This is a genomic window from Geodermatophilus sp. SYSU D00684, from assembly GCF_054050455.1.
Genome location: NZ_JBJGZI010000001.1, coordinates 60,062 through 76,774 on the forward strand (window position 1 = coordinate 60,062; position 16,713 = coordinate 76,774).

Here is a 16,713-nt window from a genome sequence, read left to right on the forward strand (position 1 = left end):
CGTGACGGGTGAGCTGCGCTGGGCGGTCACCGACGGGCCGGACGGCACCGCGGCCGTCGAGCTGCCGCGCGACGACGACGACGCGTGGCGCCTGGAGCAGCAGGCCCGCGGCGGCTTCTGGTGCGCGCGCGAGGCCGGCGGCTGCGGCGGCCGGCTCGAGGTCGCGCACGGGCCGCGACCCGCGTTCCGGCACGTGGGGTCCGCCGCCTGCGGGTTCGCCCGGCGCGGCACCGCGGCCGGCCCCGCCTACGACGCGCTGCGCTACCGCCGCCCCCTGACCGCGTGGCTCACCGGCCAGGCGCACGAGGCCCGGGTGGTGCGGGCGCCCGACCCGGGCGGCCACCCCGGCCTGCACGTCGTCGTGCCCGGCGCGGGCGTCCTCGAGGTCCAGCTCGCCCCGCTGGCCGACGACGCCTGGCGGGAGCGGGACGACGTGCTGCGGCGCGCGGACGGGCGGGTCACCTGGCTGCACGGTCCCGACGCCGAGGTGTCCGCGGCCGCCGAGGCGCGGGTGCGCGGCGCCGCGCTCGTGGTGCGCCGGCACGACCGCGGCCTGATGGTCGGCGTCCGGGACGCCGGCGCGGCGGTCCGCTGGGTGCGGCTGACCGCCTGCCGGCTGACCGCCGACGGGCTCGACGTGCCCGGCCTCGCCGAGGCCCGCGCCCGGCACGCGCGGCGCACCGCCGAGCGGGAGGCGGCCGCCCGGCGGGCGGGCCGGGCCGCGCGCGGCGCGGAGCGGCCCGGCTTCGAGCAGCTGACCTTCCCCGTCGCGGAGCGGGAGGCGCCCGGCCCGGAGCTGGCGGTCTAGGACGCCTCGGCGCGCGGCGGCTCCTCCGGCTCCCGGTCGGGCCGGACCCGGCCCGGCAGGCGCAGCACCGGCAGGTGCAGGTGCGGCAGGTGCCGCGGCAGCGGGACGTGCGGGTGCGGCAGCCGGTCCACCAGGGCGGCCGGCAGGCGCACGTGCGGCAGGTGGAGGGAGCCGCGGCGCGGTTCCTCGGGCGGCTGCGGCCGCGCCCGGCCGAGGGCCGCCGTCCAGGCGCTGCGCGCCCGCGCCGCCTGCGCCCGCGCCGCGGCCTGGGCCGCGCGGTGGTCCCGCTCCCAGCGGGCGGTGTTGCTGCGTGCCATCGCGGTGACCAGCGCGGTCAGCACGACGAACCCGACGACGCTGACGACAGCCCAGCCCATGGCGGCCCTCCCCTGGACCGCGCCGCACAGCCCGGGAGCCCGGCGTCCGCGGCGGTGACCGCAGGATCCCGCCGCCCCGGTTCCGCGACAAGTCGGTCCGCGCGCCCCGCCGCGCGACGCGCCGACACGACCCTCCCGGCTCGCGGCCGGAGCACCCGGGTCCGGGGTGGGTCGTGCTCTGCCCCGCCCGGCGGGGCAGAGCACGACTCCGCGCGGGACTCCCTGCTGGCACCCTCGCCGCGTGGCCTCGGCGGCGGGATGGGCAGCGACGACGGCCGGCGCCCTGCTCGTCCTGCTCGTGCTGCGGGACATCGTGCACACGCTGTGGCACCCCAGCGGCCGCCGCGGGCTGAGCCGGCGGCTCATGCAGGCGGTCTGGCGGGCCGGCCGGGGAGCGCGGCACCGGTCCGCGGCCGGCTTCCTCGGCGGGCCGATGGCGATGGTCGTCGTCGTGCTGGTCTGGATCGCGCTGCTGGTGACCGGCTGGACCCTCGTCTACTGGCCGCACCTGCCGCACGGCTTCGTCTACGGCAGCGGGCTGGAGTCCGGCCGCAGCGGCGTGCTCGACGCCGTCTACCTGTCCCTGGTCACGCTGGCGACGCTGGGCTTCGGCGACATCGTCCCCGAGAGCCCGTGGCTGCGGATCGCCGTCCCGGTGCAGGCCCTCGTCGGCTTCGTCCTGCTGACCGCGGCGGTGACCTGGGTGCTGCAGGTGTACCCGGCGCTGAGCCGGCGGCGGGCACTGGCGCTGCGGCTGTCCCTGCTCGGGCGGGCGGCGCTGCCCCCGGCGGACGTCGACGCGGGCCTGGTGCGCGAGGTCGCCGTCGACCTGGCGCAGGTGCGGGTCGACGTGACCCAGCACGCCGAGACGCACTACTTCCGCGACGTCGACCCCGAGACGGCGCTGCCGCTGCAGCTGCCGGTCGCGCTGGCGCTGGCCGAGGCGGCCGGCCGCTCGGCCGACCCGCAGGTCCGCGCGGCCGCGGCGCTGCTGGGCCTCGCGCTCGAGGACCTGACCGGCGTGCTCGACCGGCAGTTCCTCCACCGCGGCGGGGACGTGCGGGCCCGGGTCGCGGCCTACGCCGACGACCACGGCCACCCGCCCGACGGGGCACGCCCGGTTCGGCCGGGGGACGGGGGGTAACCCCGCCGCGGGTCGAGCCGCGGCCCCGCAGCCCCGGCTCCCCGGAGGTCCCGCAGACGTGTCCGACACGCCCACCCCCGAGCTGCAGACCATGCCGCCCGGCCTGTACGACCTGGTCACCTACTCGCTCGCCGGCGCGGGCCTCGCCCTGGTCGCCTACCTCCTCCACTCGTGGACCAGCCGGGACGAGGTCGGCGCCCGCTACCGCCCCGCCGTGCTCGCCGGCCTGTGCATCGCGGGCGTCGCGGCGCTGTCGTACCTGGTGCTGTACCTGAAGTGGGACACCGGCTTCGACCTGCAGGACGGCGTCTACGTGCCGAACGCCGAGGCGCGCGCGACGCTGTACCCGCGGTACGCCGACTGGTCGGTGACCGTCCCGCTGCTGACCGCGCAGCTGCTGGCCGTCTGCTCGCTCACCGGGGCCCGGGCGCGCACCCTGCGGTTCACCACGATGGCCGCGGCCTTCCTCATGATCCTCACCGGCTTCCTGGGCAGCCAGGTGCTGGCCCAGGGCCGCGACGTCGGCGCGCTGGTGCTGTGGGGCTGCACCAGCACCGCCTTCTGCGCCTACCTGTACGCCGCGCTCATCGGCGCCGTCCGCTCCTCGACGGCGTCGATGAGCGTCGAGGCCGGGACCAGCCTGCGCAACGCGGCCGTCGTGCTGCTGGCCGCCTTCGGCGTCTACCCGCTGGTCTACGCGGTCCCGGTGTTCGTCGACGTCACGCCCGCGTGGCTGACCGGCATGCAGGTGGCCTACTCCGCCGCCGACGTGCTGGCCAAGGTCGGCTTCGGCGTGCTGGTCCACAAGGTGGCCAAGCTGCGCACCGCCGAGGACGTCGCCGCCGGCGTCGACACCCACCCCCGCTCGGTGTGGGTGAGCAACGTGCACCAGAGCGAGGCGGTGCTGCCGGGCACGCAGACCGAGCACCGCAGCACCCGCTTCGAGGACAACACCGTCTTCGACGCCCCGGTGTTCGCCACGCACCCGGCCTATCCGCACGAGCACCACGAGGTCGAGCACCTGCCCGGGCGGGACCCCGGCAGCCGGGTCTCCGCCGGCCGGTACGGGGCCGCCTGGACGGCCGACCGGACCTGACCGTGCCGTCCCCCGCCGGTCCGGTCACCGCCCCCGCGCGGGTCGCCACCGCCGTCTCGCTGACCGCGGTGGCGGCGGTGGTCGCCGTCGAGGTCACCGTCGGCTGGGGCGACCTGGCCTGGCTGCCGCTGGCGGCGGGTCTCCTGCTGGGCCTCCCGCACGGGGCGGTCGACCACCTGGGAACCGGCGGGCGGCTGCCGCGCCGGGCGCTGGCCGCCCTCGGCTACGCCGCCGTGGCCGCCGCCGGGTGGCTGCTGTTCCGGGCGGCGCCGGGGCCGGCGCTGGTCGTCTTCGTGCTCGTGTCGACCTGGCACTTCGGCACCGGGGAGACCGCCTTCGCCGACCTGCGGGCCGGCCGGCCCGTTCACCGGCAGGCGACGGCGTCCGTGGTGCTGGGCGCGCTCGTCCTGCTGGTCCCCCTGGCCCGCGGGGCGGACGGGGCCGCGCCGGTCGTGGCCGCGGTCGTGCCCGGCAGCAGCGGCGTCCTGCCGGCCGCCGTCGTCGCGACGGTGCTGGTCACCGTGCTCCCGGCGGCCGCCGCGCTGGCCGCCGAGCGGCTGCTGGCCGGCCGGTGGCTGGAGGCCGCCGAGGTCGCCGTCCTGCTGGTGCTCGTCCTGGTCGTCCCGCCGCCAGCGGCCTTCGGCGTGTGGTTCGGCTGCTGGCACGCCGTCCGCCACGTGGCCCGCCTCGTCGCCACGGACCCGGCGAACGCGGACCACCTGGCCCGCGGGCGGCTCGGCGCGCCGCTGCGCCGGTTCGCCGTCGCCGCGGCGCTGCCCACCCTCGCGGTGCTCGCGGTCCTGGCGCTGCTGTGGCCGGCCGCGGGAGGCTGGCACGGGTCCCTGGCCACCGCCCTGCCCGTCCTGGCGGCGCTCACGCTCCCGCACGCGCTCGTCGTCGCCCGGCTCGACCGGACGGCCCGCCGGGACCCGCCGCCCGGGACGGCGCCCGCCGCCCCGGCCCGACGCAGGGAACGGAGACCGACGTGACCGTCGCCACGCAGATGCTCGACACCTACCCGGCCGACCTCGGCGGCATCGACCGCGAGCGGCTCACCGCCTGCATCGAGGCGTGCGTCGAGTGCGCGCAGGCGTGCACCGCGTGCGCCGACGCCTGCCTGTCCGAGGAGATGGTCGCCGAGCTGCGGAAGTGCATCCGCACGAACCTGGACTGCGCCGACGTGTGCGAGGCGACCGGGCGGGTGCTGTCCCGGCACACCGGCTACGACGCGAACCTCACCCGCACCGTCCTCGAGGCGTGCGCCGCCGCCTGCCGCGCCTGCGGCGACGAGTGCGCGTCCCACGCGGAGATGCACGAGCACTGCCGCGTCTGTGCCGAGTCCTGCCGGCGCTGCGAGCAGGCCTGCCGCGACCTGGTGGCCACCCTCGGCTGACCGGCCCGCGGGCGCATGGCAGCGTGTGCGCCCGTGGTGAGCGTCCTCTCGATCCAGTCGCACGTCGCCTACGGCCACGTCGGCAACTCCTCGGCCGTCTTCCCGCTGCAGCGGCTCGGCGTCGAGGTCTGGCCGGTGCACACCGTCCAGTTCTCCAACCACACCGGCTACGGCGCGTGGACCGGCCGGGTGTTCGACGGCCAGGCCATCGAGGAGGTCGTCGACGGCATCGCCGACCGCGGCGTGCTCGGCACCGCCGACGCGGTCCTGTCCGGCTACCTCGGCTCGGCCGACATCGGCCACGCCGTGGTCGGCACGGTCGGGCGGGTGCGCGCGGCCAACCCCGACGCCGTCTACGCCTGCGACCCGGTCATCGGCGACGTCGGCCGCGGCGTGTTCGTGCGGCCCGGCATCGAGGAGTTCATGCGCGAGGTCGCCGTCCCCGCGGCCGACGTCGTCACGCCCAACCACTACGAGCTCGACCTGCTCGCCCGGACGGCGACCCGCACCCTCGCCGAGGTGCAGGACGCCGTCGCCGCGGTGCAGGCGCTGGGCCCCCGGGTGGTGCTGACGACGTCGCTGGTCACCGACGACACCCCCGACGACGCCGTCGACCTGCTCGCCTCCGAGGGCGGCCGGCACTTCCGCGTGCGCACGCCGCGGCTGTCGGTGTCGGTCAACGGCGCCGGCGACGCGATCGCGGCGCTGTTCCTCGCGCACTGGCTGGACACCCGCTCGGCCGGCGAGGCGCTCGGCCGGGCCGCGGCCAGCGTCTGGGGGCTGCTGCGGCGCACCGAGAAGGCCAGGTCGCGGGAGATCCTGCTGGTCGCCGCCCAGGACGAGTTCGTGGCGCCGTCGCGCACCTTCCCCGTCGACGAGGTCTGAGGACGGACCACCCTCCTCCTCACCCAGCGGGCGGGCGCGCGCCGACCTAGCGTCCCCCCGTGGACCTGTTCCGGACGAAGTCGGTGGAGGCCGTCCGCGCGGACGCCGGGAACGACGAGGGGGCGCCCGACCGCGGCGGGCAGCTGCGCAAGCGGCTGTCCGCCCGGCACCTGGTCGGGTTCGGCATCGGCATCGTCATCGGCACCGGGATCTTCACGCTCACCGGCGTGACGGCGAAGAACAGCGCCGGCCCGGCGGTGGTGGTCTCCTTCGCCATCGCCGGCGTGGTCGCCCTGCTCGCGGCGGTCTGCTACGCCGAGCTGGCCTCGGCCGTGCCGACGGCGGGCAGCGCGTACACCTACACCTACGCCACGGTCGGCGAGGTCGTCGCGTGGATCATCGGCTGGGACCTGTTCCTCGAGTTCGCCCTGGGCGCGGCCGTGGTCGCCCGCGGCTGGTCGGGCTACGTCGGCAACCTGCTGGACCTGCCGCCGTCGATGTTCGGCGAGACCGCCACGGTGAACGTCGGCGCCGCGTTCATCGTCGTCGTCCTGACGCTCGTGGCGGTGCTGGGCATCCGCGAGTCGGCGCGGGTCACCGGCGTGCTCGTCGTCGTCAAGGTCGCCGTCTGCCTGTTCGTCATCCTGGCCGGGGTCTGGTTCGTCCGCGGCGCCAACCTCACCCCGTTCGTGCCGCCGTCGCAGCCGGCCGAGAGCGGCAGCGGGCTGGCCCGGCCGCTCATCGAGGTGCTCGCCGGCCTGGAGCCGGTCGCGTTCGGCGTCGGCGGGGTGCTCACCGCGGCGGCCGTCGTCTTCTTCGCCTACACCGGCTTCGAGGCGGTGGCCAACCTGTCGGAGGAGACCCGGCGCCCGGCGCGGGACGTGCCGCTCGGCCTGCTCGGCACCCTCGGGCTGGCCACCGCGCTCTACGTCGGCGTCGCGTTCGTCGTCGTCGGGATGGTCGAGTACACCGACATCGACGAGGGCGCGCCGATCGCCGACGCGTTCGACCAGGTGGGGCTGGGCTGGGCGTCGTCGCTGGTGTCGATCGCCGCGGTGGCCGGGCTGACCTCGGTGATCCTGGTCGACCTGATCACCATCGGCCGGATCGGGTTCGCCATGGGCCGCGACGGGCTGCTCCCGCCGGCGGTGGCCCGGGTCAGCCCGCGCACCGGCGTCCCGGCGCGGGTCACGCTGCTGTTCGCCGTCCTGGTGCTGGTGCTGGCGACGTTCGTGCCGCTCGGGACGCTGGCCGACCTGGTGAGCATCGGGACGCTGTTCGCCTTCCTGCTGGTGGCGGTCGCGGTGCCGGTGCTGCGCCGCACCCGCCCGCAGCTCGAGCGGCCGTTCCGGGTGCCGTTCTCCCCCGTGCTGCCGGTCGTCGCCGCGCTGGCCTGCCTCTACCTGATGCTCAACCTGAGCATCGAGACGTGGCTGCGGTTCCTGGCCTGGCTCGCGCTCGGGATGCTGGTGTACGTCGCCTACGGCTACCGGCACTCCCGGGTGCGCGCGGCCGCCCGGGAGCGGGCCGCCGGGCGGGTGTGAGGGCCGGTCGCCGCCGTGCCGGACACGCGTGCGGCGGGCGGCCGGGGCGAGCACGATGGGGGCATGACCCCTGAGGACCAGGCGCAGCAGGCCGCCGAGCGCGCGGAGGCGGCCGGCCGGCGCACCCGCGAGCTGGCCGACCGGCTGTTCCGCCTGAACTCGGGCCAGGTCCCGTCCGAGCACGACGTCCGGGCGGCGAAGGAGGCGGCCGAGGACTCCGCCGAGCGCGCGGAGGCGGCCCACCGCCGCTCCGCCGCGCGGCACGAGCACTCCTCCCAGCTGCACGAGCGCACGGCCCGGCTGCACGACGACGCCGCCGCCCGCGGGATCGGCGACGCCGCGGAGCACCGCCGCCGGGCGGCCCAGCACCGCGACGAGGCCGAGGAGGACCGGCGGCAGGCGGCCGCCGACGGCGCCGCGGCCCGGGAGGGCTCGCCGTGAACACCGACCCGCTGCCGGACCGGCGCGTCGTCGACGACCTCGCCGAGCTCGCCGTCGCGCACGAGGAGCTGCGGGTCGCCGAGGAGGAACTGCGCGCGCAGCAGGAGGAGATCGCCCGGCTGGTCGCGCGCTTCGACGACGAGCGCCGGTGGCACGAGCACGTCGCCGCCGTCCTGCCCGTCGGCCTGTTCGTCACCGACGGCGCGGGCAAGCTGGTGGAGGTCAACCCGGAGCTGGCCAGGCTGGCCGGGGTCCCCGTGCCCCGGCTCGCCGGCAAGCCGCTGACCGTCTACCTCGAGCCCCGGGACGTGCCCGGCCTGCGGGCGGCGCTGCGCGCGCTCAGGTCGGGGCAGGTCGACGCGTACCGCGCCCCGGTCACCGTCCGCGGTCGCAGTGGCGCGAGCGCCGAGGGGCAGCTGTTCGGCGCGCCGGACGTGGTCGACCCGGACCCGCTGCGGGCGCGGATCCGCTGGGTCCTGGTCACCGACGACAGCGGCATCCCGCTCGGCCCGCCCGAGGTCCCCGGCGGCGCGCCCGCCGCCCGCGACGGGGAGGGCACGCCGGTCACCGTGGCCGAGGCGCTCACCCAGCTGACCCGGCTGGCCGGCACCGACGGCGACCGCCGGCAGCTGCTCGGCCGGATGGCGGCGCTCACCCAGAGCGCCGTCCCGGCGGCCAACTGGGTGAGCATCACCATCGGCTCCCCCACGGCGCCGCGGTTCCTCGGCAGCGACTCCACGGTCGCCCAGGAGGCCGACGGCCGGCAGATGCGCGCCGAGCAGGGCCCGTGCCTGGACGCCGCCGCCACCGGCGAGGTCGTCGTCACCGGCGACCTGCGCACCGACCCCCGGTGGCCGGCGCTGGCCCGGCTGGCCGCGGTCGGCCCGGTGCGCAGCGTCCTCGCGGTGCCGATGGCGCTGACGGGCGAGCCGACCGGCGTGCTCAACGTCTACTCGTCCCGGGCCGACGCCTTCGGGCCCGCGGACCGGCGGATCGCCGAGCTGGTCGCAGTGGCGCTCGCGGCCGTGCTGCAGGAGGTCGGCGAGCGGGAGGCGCTGCACCGGCTCACCGCCAACCTCGAGCAGGCGCTGTCCACCCGGGCGGTCATCGACCAGGCCAAGGGCGTGCTCATGGGCCGGCTCGGCGTCGACGCCGACGACGCGTTCGCCCGGCTGGTCACCCTGAGCAACCGGCTCAACGTCAAGGTCCGCGACCTCGCCCAGCTCGTCGTCGAGGGGCACGCCGACGAGGTGATCGCCGCCGCCCGGTGATCAGTCGACGGGGTCCATGAGGACGACGGCGCCGCCGCCCTGCCCGGCGCGGGGCGCGAAGGCGCTCACCGTCACCCGGACCTGCACCGGCCGTCCCCGCCGGTTGACCGCGCGCAGCTCGACGGTCTCGTGCGAGGGCTCCTCACCGGCCACCTGCCGGCGCAGCAGCGGGTGCAGGTCCGACACCGGCAGCCCGATGTCCAGGTTGAGCAGGTACTGGCCGCTGACCTCGTCCTGGCGCAGGCCCCACAGGTCCTCGGCCGCGGAGTTCCACGCCAGCACCCGCAGGTCCCGGTCCACGACGACGACGCCGGCGCGGAAGCTGGAGAGCACGCCGGTCATGAACTCGTTGAGCGTGGCGACCTCGTCGGTGCTCGAGCGCAGCTCCTCGTTGGTCGTGTGGAGCTCGTCGTTCATCGACTGGAGCTCCTCGTTCATCGTCTCGAGCTCCTCGTTGGTGGACTGGAGCTCCTCGTTGGTGGTCTCCAGCTCCTCGACCGTCGACTGGAGCTCCTCGTTGGTGGTCTCCAGCTCCTCGTTGGTCGACTGCAGCTCCTCGTAGGCCGTCTCCAGCTGCCGGTTGGCGTACTCCAGCTCCCGCTGCAGCCGCCGGTAGGGGGTGACGTCCTCGAACACGACCGTGACGCCGAGCGGGGTGCCGTCCTCGCGGGACAGGGGCAGCACCTGGACGTCGAAGACGAGGGCCTCCGTGCCCGCCTGGTGCCGCTCCACGCCGCGCAGCCACACGGCGCGCCGGCCGCTCACCGCCTCGGCGATCGCGCCGCGCAGCTCGACCGGGCGGTAGGACACCTCGAGGTCCTGGAACGGCCGGCCGACGTCGCGCTCGTCGACGTGGAACAGCCGCTGGGCCTGGTGGTTGACCAGGGCCAGCCGCCCGTCGGCGTCGAGGACCAGCTGCGCCCCCGGGGAGGAGAGCATCGCCTGGCGCCGCAGCCGGGACAGGTCGCCCAGCCCACCGTCGAGCTCGCTGCGCGGGACGGCCGGGACCGCCCGGCGCTCGGGCTGCCCCCCGCCGTCGCGCTTCCGGAAGAACCGGCGGGTGAGGTCGACCGGGACGAACAGCTGCGCGTGCGAGAGCAGCATCTCGGCCTTGCCGAGGAAGAGCAGCCCGTGCGGGGCGAGCGCGAAGTGCAGCCGGGCGAGGATGCGGTTCTGCGTCTCCGCGTTGAAGTACATGAGGGTGTTGCGGCACAGCAGCAGGTCCACGTGCGAGATGGGCGCGTCCTGCACGAGGTCGTTGCGGCCGAAGATGACCGAGCGCCGCAGGTCCTTGCGGAAGGCGAACCGGGTGCCCTCCTGGGTGAAGTACCGCTCCACCTGCTCGGGGGTCAGGCCCGCCATCTCGCGCTCGGTGAACAGCGCCTGGCGGGCCTGGGCCAGCGCCTCCTCGTCGACGTCGGTGGCGTAGATCTTCACCCGCTCGCGGAACTCGTCGATGCCGAGCGCCTCGGCCAGCAGGATCGCCAGGCTGTACGCCTCCTGCCCGGACGCGGAGCCCGCGCTCCACACCCGGATCCGCGGTCCGGCGGCGGCCAGCAGGTCCGGCAGCAGCCGGTCGCGCAGGTGGTCCCAGGCCGGGCGGTCGCGGAAGAAGCTCGTGACGTTGATGAGGATCGTGTTGAACAGCGGCGCGAACTCGTCGGGGTGGACCTCGAGGAAGTCCTGGTACTTGGCGACCGAGGTCGTGCCCACCTCGGCCATGCGCCGGCGCACCCGGCGGACCAGGCTGGGCCGCTTGTAGCCGGTGAAGTCGAAGCCGCGCCGCTCGCGCAGGTACACCAGCAGCGACTCGAAGTCGGGGTCCAGGCCCGCGGCGGCGTCGCTGAAGGCGTCGGCCTCGCCGTCGTCGGGCTCGGCGTCGTCGGCCAGCAGGTCGGCGTCCTCCGCCGGGTCGCCGGCGGGCAGGTCGTCGGTCCTCACGTCACCGTCGCCCGGGCCGGGGGTCGTTCCGTCGTCGCTCACCGGGTCCTGGTCCCGCCGTCTCTCGTCGGCCACGGGTCAGGCCCCCGCCGCGCCCTCGGCGGGGTCGCCGAGCCTGTCGTCGACCTGGTCCGGGAGACCCTCGCCGTTGAGCGCACCGCGTTCGAGGAGGTCCCGCAGCAGCGAGGCGGCCCCGAGCGCCTCGTCGTGCCGGCGCCGGAAGGCGAGCGCGCTGTGCCGGTGCCCGCTGTCCTCCGCGCGCAGGCCCATGCGCAGGCTGAGCGCCGCCCGCTCCTCCAGGCCGCGCAGCGCCATCCACAGCGCGCCCTCCAGCGCCTCCGCCTGCTCGGCGGCCAGCGCCTCGGGCGACCAGGCGTGGCCGACGCGGCACCGGTACCGCTCCAGGCCGCCCTCGCTGATCGAGAACAGCGCGCCGTGGCAGCTGGGGCAGCCGAAGCCCGACGGCGTCCCCGGCCGCGTGTCCTCGTCCATCGCCTCGCCGTCGAGTCGGGCCATGTCCGTCTCCGTCGTCATGAGCTGGGTGGGTGCCGGGGCCATGGCGCCGACCTCCTCGCGCACCAGCCGGTCCAGCAGCTTCGGCAGCTCGGCGAGCCCGGCGACGTGGTCGGCCCCGCCGACCTCCACCGCGTGCAGCGGCATGCTCGGGTAGAGCGCCTCCTCCGGGTCCTGCGCCATCGCCGCCCCGCCCCGGGCGCGGACGGCGATCGTGCCCGCGGTGCCGTCGTCGAGCGCGCCGGACAGGACGACCGAGACCACCCGGGGGCCGTGCGCGCGGGCGGCCGAGCGGAACAGGACGTCGACCGCCGGCCGGTGGCCGTTCTCGCGCGGCCCCCGCGACAGCTGCAGGCGGCCGTCGGCCACCATCAGGTGCCGGTCGGGCACGGCGACGACGACCGTGCCGGGCTCCAGCCGCATCCCGTCCCGGGCCGCGGACACCGGCAGCGCCGACACCCGCCCGAGGATGGCCGGCAGGGCGCTGCGGCCGCTGGAGGGCATGTGCAGCACCACCAGGACCGCGGCGGGCAGGTCCCGGGGGAGGCCGGCGAGCAGGTCGCGCAGCGCCTCGACACCGCCGGCCGAGGCGCCGATCACCACCAGGTCCCGGTGCATCCGGCACCGCCTCCTCCCGTGCTGGGCGCGCTCCCGGCTCACAGGGGCGTCACCGGAACGGTAGTTGCCTCCCGGTCGGCTGACCGCGTGGCGTGCACGGGTCGACCGCGAGGATGTCGCCATGGACCTCAACGCCGACCTCGGGGAGTCCTTCGGTGCGTGGACCCTCGGCGACGACGCCGCGATGCTGCAGGTGGTGACCAGTGCGAACGTCGCCTGCGGCTTCCACGCCGGGGACCCGCTGACCCTGCGGCGGGTGTGCGCGCAGGCCGCCGACGCCGGCGTCGCCATCGGTGCGCAGGTGTCCTACCGGGACCTCGCCGGCTTCGGCCGCCGGTTCCTCGACGCCGCGCCCGACGAGCTCGCCGCCGACGTGCTCTACCAGCTCGGCGCGCTCGACGGCCTGGCGCGGGCGGCGGGGACGCGGGTGCGCTACGTCAAGCCGCACGGGGCGCTGTACAACGCGATCGTGGCGCACGAGGAGCAGGCCGCGGCGGTGGTGTCCGCCGTCGCGGCGTACGACCGGTCGCTGCCCGTGCTGGGGCTGCCCGGCTCGGCGTTCCTGCGGCTGGCCGGCGAGGCGGGGCTGCCCACGGTGGCCGAGGCGTTCGCCGACCGCGCCTACACCCCGGCCGGCACGCTGGTCCCCCGCCGGCAGCCGGGCGCGGTGCTCACCGACGCCGGCGAGATCGCGCGGCGGTGCGTGGCGATGGCCGCCGGGGAGCCGGTGACCGACGCCGAGGGCGGCCCGCTGGTGCTGGCGCCGGACTCGATCTGCGTGCACGGCGACACCCCCGGCGCGGTGGCGATCGCCCGGGAGGTCCGCGCCGCGCTCACCGCCGCCGGCGTCGCACTGGCGCCGTTCGCCTGATGCGCGTCCTGCCGAGCGGGTCGGCCGCGCTGCTGGTCGAGCTCGACGACCTCGACGCCGTCCTCGGGTTCTCCGCCGCGCTGCGCGACCGGGCGCTGCCGGGCGTCGTCGACGTCGTCCCGGCCGCGCGGACGGTGCTGGTCGTGGCCGACGGGGACCTCGCCGACGTGCGGGCCGCGCTGGAGCGGCTGCCGTGGCGGCCGGGCCGGGCGGGCACCGGCGAGCGGGTCGAGCTGCCGGTCCGCTACGACGGCGCCGACCTCGCCGACGTCGCGGAGCTGCTGGGCACCGACCCCGATGGCGTCGTGGCGGCGCACGGCGGGCGGGAGTGGACCGTGGCGTTCTGCGGGTTCTCCCCCGGCTTCGGCTACTGCGTCCCCGACGCCGACCCCTGGGACGTGCCCCGGCTGGCCACCCCGCGCACCCGGGTGCCGGCCGGGTCGGTGGGCCTGGCCGGTGGGTTCACCGGGGTCTACCCGAGCGCGTCGCCGGGCGGGTGGCGGCTGGTCGGGCACACCGACGTCGCGGTGTTCGACCTGGACCGCGACCCGGCCGCGCTGCTGCGCCCGGGCGTGCGGGTGCGGTTCGTGCCGTGCTGACCGTGCTGTCCCCCGGCCCGCTGACCACGGTGCAGGACCGCGGGCGCCCGGGGCTCGGCGGGATCGGCGTGGGCCGGTCGGGGGCGGCCGACCGCGCGGCGGCCGCGCTGGCGAACCGGCTGGTGGGCAACGGCCCCGCGGCCGCGGTGCTGGAGGTGACCCTCGGCGGGCTGGCGGTGCGCGCCGAGGGCGACCTGCTCGTCGTCACCACGGGCGCCCGGTGCCCGGGGTCGCCGGTGCACGCCGCACCCGGACTGCTCCGCGCCGGGGCGACGCTGGCGCTCGGGACGCCGGCCGCGGGGCTGCGCACCTACCTCGCCGTCCGCGGCGGGATCGCCGTCCCGCCGGTGCTGGGCTCGCGGTCGACCGACGTGCTCTCCGGCCTGGGCCCGGCGCCGCTGCGGGCCGGGGACGTCCTGCCGGTCGGCGATGCCGCCGGCCCGCCGCCCGGCGTCGACGTGGCGCCGGTCGCCGACCCGCCCGCCGGCGAGGTGACCGTGCGGCTGCTGCCCGGCCCGCGCGCCGACTGGCTGAGCTCCCCGGCCCGGGACGCGCTGGGGTCGGCCGCGTGGACGGTCACCGCGGACAGCAACCGGGTGGGGCTGCGGCTGGCCGGCCCCCGGCTGGACCGCGCGGTCGAGGGCGAGCTCGCCAGCGAGGGGCTGGTCCGCGGCGCGGTGCAGGTGCCGCCGTCGGGGCAGCCGGTGCTGTTCCTCGCCGACGCGCCGGTGACCGGCGGCTACCCGGTGGCGGGCTACGTCGCCGACGACGACGTCGACCGCTGCGCGCAGCTGCGCCCCGGGCAGGTGCTGCGGCTCCGCCCCTAGTCGCGCAGCAGCGTGACGTCGACGGCGAGGGTGCGGAACGGGTTGGGCAGGCCGAGCGCGGCGGCCCGCTCCGGGTCGTCGACCTCGCGCACGTCCCGGACGAGGCTCTCCTTGACCCCGAACACCGCGTCGGAGTCGAGGTAGGGCGAGTCGGCGACGAACACGTGCGTGGTGACCGGCCGGTACCCGGGGGCCGCGGCGATCACGTGCAGGTGCGCGGGGCGGTTGGGGTGCCGGCCGGTGGCGGCGAGCAGCTGCCCGACCGGGCCGTCGTCCGGGATGGGGTACCAGCGCGGGACGACCGAGCGGAACCAGAAGCGGCCGTCGTCGTCGGTGGTGAACAGCCCGCGCAGGTTGCCCGGCGGCTGCACGCCCGGCTGCTGGACGTCGTAGAAGCCGTCGGCGTTGGCCTGCCAGACGTCGACGGTGGCGCCGGCCAGCGGCTCGCCGTCCGGGCCGGTGACCCGCCCGGACACCAGGCACGGGGTGCCCTTGCCGTCGAGGGCGATGTCGTCGCCGAGCCGCCGCTCCGGCGACGCGACCTGGTGGAAGGGGCCGAGCACGGTGGACTCGGTCCCGGTGCCGCCGCTGCGGTGGTTGATCGTCTCCACCAGCATCGAGACGCCGAGGACGTCGGAGAGCAGGACGAACTCCTGGCGCACGGCGTCGCTGGTGTGCCCGGTGCGGGTGAGGAAGTCGATCGCCGCGGCCCACTCCGCCTCGGTGAGCTCGACGTCCTTGACGAAGGCGTGCAGGTGGCGGACCAGCGACGTCACCACCTGCCGCAGCCGGGGGTCCGGGGTGCCCGCGAAGCTGGCGGCGACGACGTCGGCCGAGCGCTCCTCGCTGAACAGCTCGTGCATGCGGGCCACTCTCCCGGGGCCGTGCACCTCCGCGGAAGTGCACGGCCCCGGGCGCTCAGAACGGGTAGGCGGGCAGGTCGCCGCGCACGGTGACCCACTGGGTCTCGGTGAACGCCTCGATGTTGGCCTGCGGGCCGCCGTGCCGGGAGCCGGTGCCGGACGCCCCGACGCCGCCGAACGGGGCGACCGCCTCGTCGTTGACCGTCTGGTCGTTGATGTGGACCAGACCGGACGGGATGCGCTCGGCCAGCTCCAGGCCGGCGTAGACGTCGCGGGTGAGGATGCCCAGGCTCAGGCCGTACTCGGTGCCGGCGGCGAGCTGCGCGACCTCGTCGAGACTGGAGAACGGCGTCACCGGCGCGACCGGTCCGAAGATCTCCTCCTGGTAGGCCGGGTGGTCGATCGCGACGCCGCCGAGGACGGTCGGCCGGTAGAACAGCCCCTCGTAGGTGCCGCCGGTACGCACCGTGGCGCCCTGGTCGACGCTCGCGGTGACCAGCCCGTGCACGCGGTCGCGCTGGCCGGCGTCGATGAGCGGGCCGAGCGCGACCTGCTCGCGGAACGGGTCGCCGACCGGCAGCTTCTCGACCTTCTCGGTGAGGACGGCGGTGTACTCCTCGGCGATCGACTCGTGCACCAGGTGCCGGCTGGTGGCCATGCAGATCTGGCCCTGGTGGCTGAACGTGCCCCACGCGCCGACGCTGGCGGCGGCGGTCACGTCGACGTCGGGCAGCACGATCAGCGCGGAGTTGCCGCCGAGCTCGAGGTGCGCGCGCTTGAGGTGCTGCCCGGCGAGCGCGCCCACGATCCGGCCGGCCCTCGTCGAGCCGGTGAAGGCGATGACCCGCACCTGCGGCGCGGTGACCAGCGCCTCGCCGACGTCGGCCCCGCCGGGCAGCACCTGGAAGACGCCGGCCGGCAGCCCGGCCTCCTCGAAGACCCGGGCGAACACGGCGCCACCGGAGACGGCGGTGCGCGGGTCGGGCTTGAGGACGACGGCGTTGCCGAGCGCGAGCGCCGGGGCGATCGCGCGGATGGCGAGGATGGTCGGCACGTTGAACGGCGCGATGACGCCGACGACGCCGGCCGGGACGCGGCGGGCGAAGCTCAGCCGCGGCGCGCCGGTGCGCAGCAGCTCCCCGTAGGGGTGGCTGGGCAGCGCGGAGGCCTCGTAGCACTCCTGAGCGCTGGTGTGGACCTGGAAGTCGCCGAACGGCTGGATCGCGCCGGACTCGCGGGCCAGCCAGCCCTTGATCTCGTCGGCGTTGTCCTCGAGCACCTGGCCGGCCCGGCGCAGCACCCGCGCGCGCTCCTCGAACGGGGCTGCCGCCCACGCGCGCTGGGCTGCCGCCGCCCGCTCGGCCGCCGCGTGGACGTCCTCGGGGGTCGCTTTGCCGACCGGCGCGATGACGTCGCCGGTGGCCGGCTCCACCGCGTCGTAGGTGCCGCCGGACCCGTCGGTCCAGGCGCCGGTCCAGACCTTGCCCTGCCACGCGCCGTCGTCCAGGAGTGCCACGTCGTC

17 protein-coding genes are annotated in these 16,713 nt (G+C 76.8%); 12 read left to right on the top strand and 5 right to left on the bottom strand.

The window, feature by feature from the left end:
- The first annotated feature begins 1 nt into the window (after position 1).
- Entirely contained in the window at positions 2-808 is an 807-nt protein-coding gene (locus tag ACI79L_RS00310) for a hypothetical protein (RefSeq protein WP_456934850.1), read from the top strand.
- Here the strand turns inward: ACI79L_RS00310 and ACI79L_RS00315 are convergent.
- A complete protein-coding gene (locus tag ACI79L_RS00315; protein WP_456934851.1) occupies positions 805-1,185 on the bottom strand; it encodes a hypothetical protein in 381 nt (126 codons plus the stop codon). The two genes, ACI79L_RS00310 and ACI79L_RS00315, sit on opposite strands and share 4 nt — an antisense overlap.
- A gap of 241 nt (positions 1,186-1,426) precedes the next feature.
- Between ACI79L_RS00315 and ACI79L_RS00320 the strand changes: the two genes are divergently transcribed.
- The 8 genes from ACI79L_RS00320 to ACI79L_RS00355 all read left to right on the top strand — a co-directional run bounded on the left by ACI79L_RS00320 (position 1,427) and on the right by ACI79L_RS00355 (position 8,959).
- On the top strand, positions 1,427-2,329 hold the full coding sequence (locus tag ACI79L_RS00320) for a potassium channel family protein (protein ID WP_456934852.1): 903 nt from the start codon (positions 1,427-1,429) through the stop codon (positions 2,327-2,329).
- Positions 2,330-2,387: 58 nt separating this feature from the next.
- Positions 2,388-3,425, top strand: coding sequence for a bacteriorhodopsin (locus ACI79L_RS00325; RefSeq protein ID WP_456934853.1), 1,038 nt, complete (start codon positions 2,388-2,390; stop codon positions 3,423-3,425).
- 2 nt (positions 3,426-3,427) lie between these two features.
- Positions 3,428-4,414, top strand: coding sequence for a beta-carotene 15,15'-dioxygenase, Brp/Blh family (locus ACI79L_RS00330; RefSeq protein WP_456934854.1), 987 nt, complete (start codon positions 3,428-3,430; stop codon positions 4,412-4,414).
- Positions 4,411-4,818 (top strand): four-helix bundle copper-binding protein, encoded by a 408-nt coding sequence (locus ACI79L_RS00335; RefSeq protein ID WP_456934855.1) that lies wholly within the window; start codon positions 4,411-4,413, stop codon positions 4,816-4,818. Before ACI79L_RS00330 ends, ACI79L_RS00335 begins: the two co-directional genes overlap by 4 nt.
- Before the next feature lie 33 nt (positions 4,819-4,851).
- Positions 4,852-5,703: a pyridoxal kinase PdxY gene (gene pdxY, locus ACI79L_RS00340; RefSeq protein ID WP_456934856.1), complete on the top strand. Its 852-nt coding sequence runs from the start codon at positions 4,852-4,854 to the stop codon at positions 5,701-5,703.
- A 59-nt stretch (positions 5,704-5,762) separates the two neighbouring features.
- Positions 5,763-7,247, top strand: coding sequence for an amino acid permease (locus ACI79L_RS00345; protein ID WP_456934857.1), 1,485 nt, complete (start codon positions 5,763-5,765; stop codon positions 7,245-7,247).
- A gap of 63 nt (positions 7,248-7,310) precedes the next feature.
- Entirely contained in the window at positions 7,311-7,688 is a 378-nt protein-coding gene (locus ACI79L_RS00350) for a hypothetical protein (protein WP_456934858.1), read from the top strand.
- On the top strand, positions 7,685-8,959 hold the full coding sequence (locus ACI79L_RS00355; RefSeq protein ID WP_456934859.1) for an ANTAR domain-containing protein: 1,275 nt from the start codon (positions 7,685-7,687) through the stop codon (positions 8,957-8,959). The genes ACI79L_RS00350 and ACI79L_RS00355 overlap by 4 nt, the downstream gene beginning before the upstream one ends.
- Here ACI79L_RS00355 and ACI79L_RS00360 read toward each other — a convergent pair whose 3' ends face one another.
- Together ACI79L_RS00360 and ACI79L_RS00365 are read right to left on the bottom strand one after the other, a co-directional pair.
- Entirely contained in the window at positions 8,960-10,900 is a 1,941-nt protein-coding gene (locus ACI79L_RS00360) for a CheR family methyltransferase (protein ID WP_456934860.1), read from the bottom strand.
- Between the two features lie 78 nt (positions 10,901-10,978).
- Positions 10,979-12,031: a chemotaxis protein CheB gene (locus ACI79L_RS00365; protein ID WP_456934861.1), complete on the bottom strand. Its 1,053-nt coding sequence runs from the start codon at positions 12,029-12,031 to the stop codon at positions 10,979-10,981.
- Positions 12,032-12,152: 121 nt separating this feature from the next.
- On the opposite strand from ACI79L_RS00365, the gene ACI79L_RS00370 reads away from it, so the two are divergent.
- From ACI79L_RS00370 to ACI79L_RS00380, 3 genes are read left to right on the top strand one after another with little or no spacing between them, the layout of a single operon-like run.
- Positions 12,153-12,902 (top strand): LamB/YcsF family protein, encoded by a 750-nt coding sequence (locus ACI79L_RS00370; protein WP_456934862.1) that lies wholly within the window; start codon positions 12,153-12,155, stop codon positions 12,900-12,902.
- A complete protein-coding gene (locus ACI79L_RS00375; RefSeq protein WP_456934863.1) occupies positions 12,902-13,501 on the top strand; it encodes a 5-oxoprolinase subunit B family protein in 600 nt (199 codons plus the stop codon). Before ACI79L_RS00370 ends, ACI79L_RS00375 begins: the two co-directional genes overlap by 1 nt.
- Entirely contained in the window at positions 13,495-14,328 is an 834-nt protein-coding gene (locus ACI79L_RS00380; RefSeq protein ID WP_456934864.1) for a 5-oxoprolinase subunit C family protein, read from the top strand. The genes ACI79L_RS00375 and ACI79L_RS00380 overlap by 7 nt, the downstream gene beginning before the upstream one ends.
- On the opposite strand, the gene ACI79L_RS00385 is transcribed toward ACI79L_RS00380, so the two are convergent.
- Together ACI79L_RS00385 and ACI79L_RS00390 are read right to left on the bottom strand one after the other, a co-directional pair.
- Positions 14,325-15,191 carry an intradiol ring-cleavage dioxygenase gene (locus ACI79L_RS00385; protein WP_456934865.1) on the bottom strand — a complete coding sequence of 289 codons (867 nt, stop codon included), beginning with the start codon at positions 15,189-15,191 and terminating at the stop codon, positions 14,325-14,327. The two genes, ACI79L_RS00380 and ACI79L_RS00385, sit on opposite strands and share 4 nt — an antisense overlap.
- A 55-nt stretch (positions 15,192-15,246) precedes the next feature.
- Entirely contained in the window at positions 15,247-16,707 is a 1,461-nt protein-coding gene (locus ACI79L_RS00390; RefSeq protein WP_456934866.1) for a benzaldehyde dehydrogenase, read from the bottom strand.
- Between the last annotated feature and the right edge of the window lie 6 nt (positions 16,708-16,713).

What these genes read in the sequence shown, in the direction of transcription:
- ACI79L_RS00315 (WP_456934851.1), bottom strand. Translation starts at nt 1,185, where the DNA reads ATGGGCTGGGCTGTCGTCAGCGTCGTCGGGTTCGTCGTGCTGACCGCG.
- ACI79L_RS00350 (WP_456934858.1), top strand. Translation starts at nt 7,311, where the DNA reads ATGACCCCTGAGGACCAGGCGCAGCAGGCCGCCGAGCGCGCGGAGGCG.
- ACI79L_RS00365 (WP_456934861.1), bottom strand. Translation starts at nt 12,031, where the DNA reads ATGCACCGGGACCTGGTGGTGATCGGCGCCTCGGCCGGCGGTGTCGAG.
- ACI79L_RS00370 (WP_456934862.1), top strand. Translation starts at nt 12,153, where the DNA reads ATGGACCTCAACGCCGACCTCGGGGAGTCCTTCGGTGCGTGGACCCTC.
- ACI79L_RS00375 (WP_456934863.1), top strand. Translation starts at nt 12,902, where the DNA reads ATGCGCGTCCTGCCGAGCGGGTCGGCCGCGCTGCTGGTCGAGCTCGAC.
- ACI79L_RS00385 (WP_456934865.1), bottom strand. Translation starts at nt 15,191, where the DNA reads ATGCACGAGCTGTTCAGCGAGGAGCGCTCGGCCGACGTCGTCGCCGCC.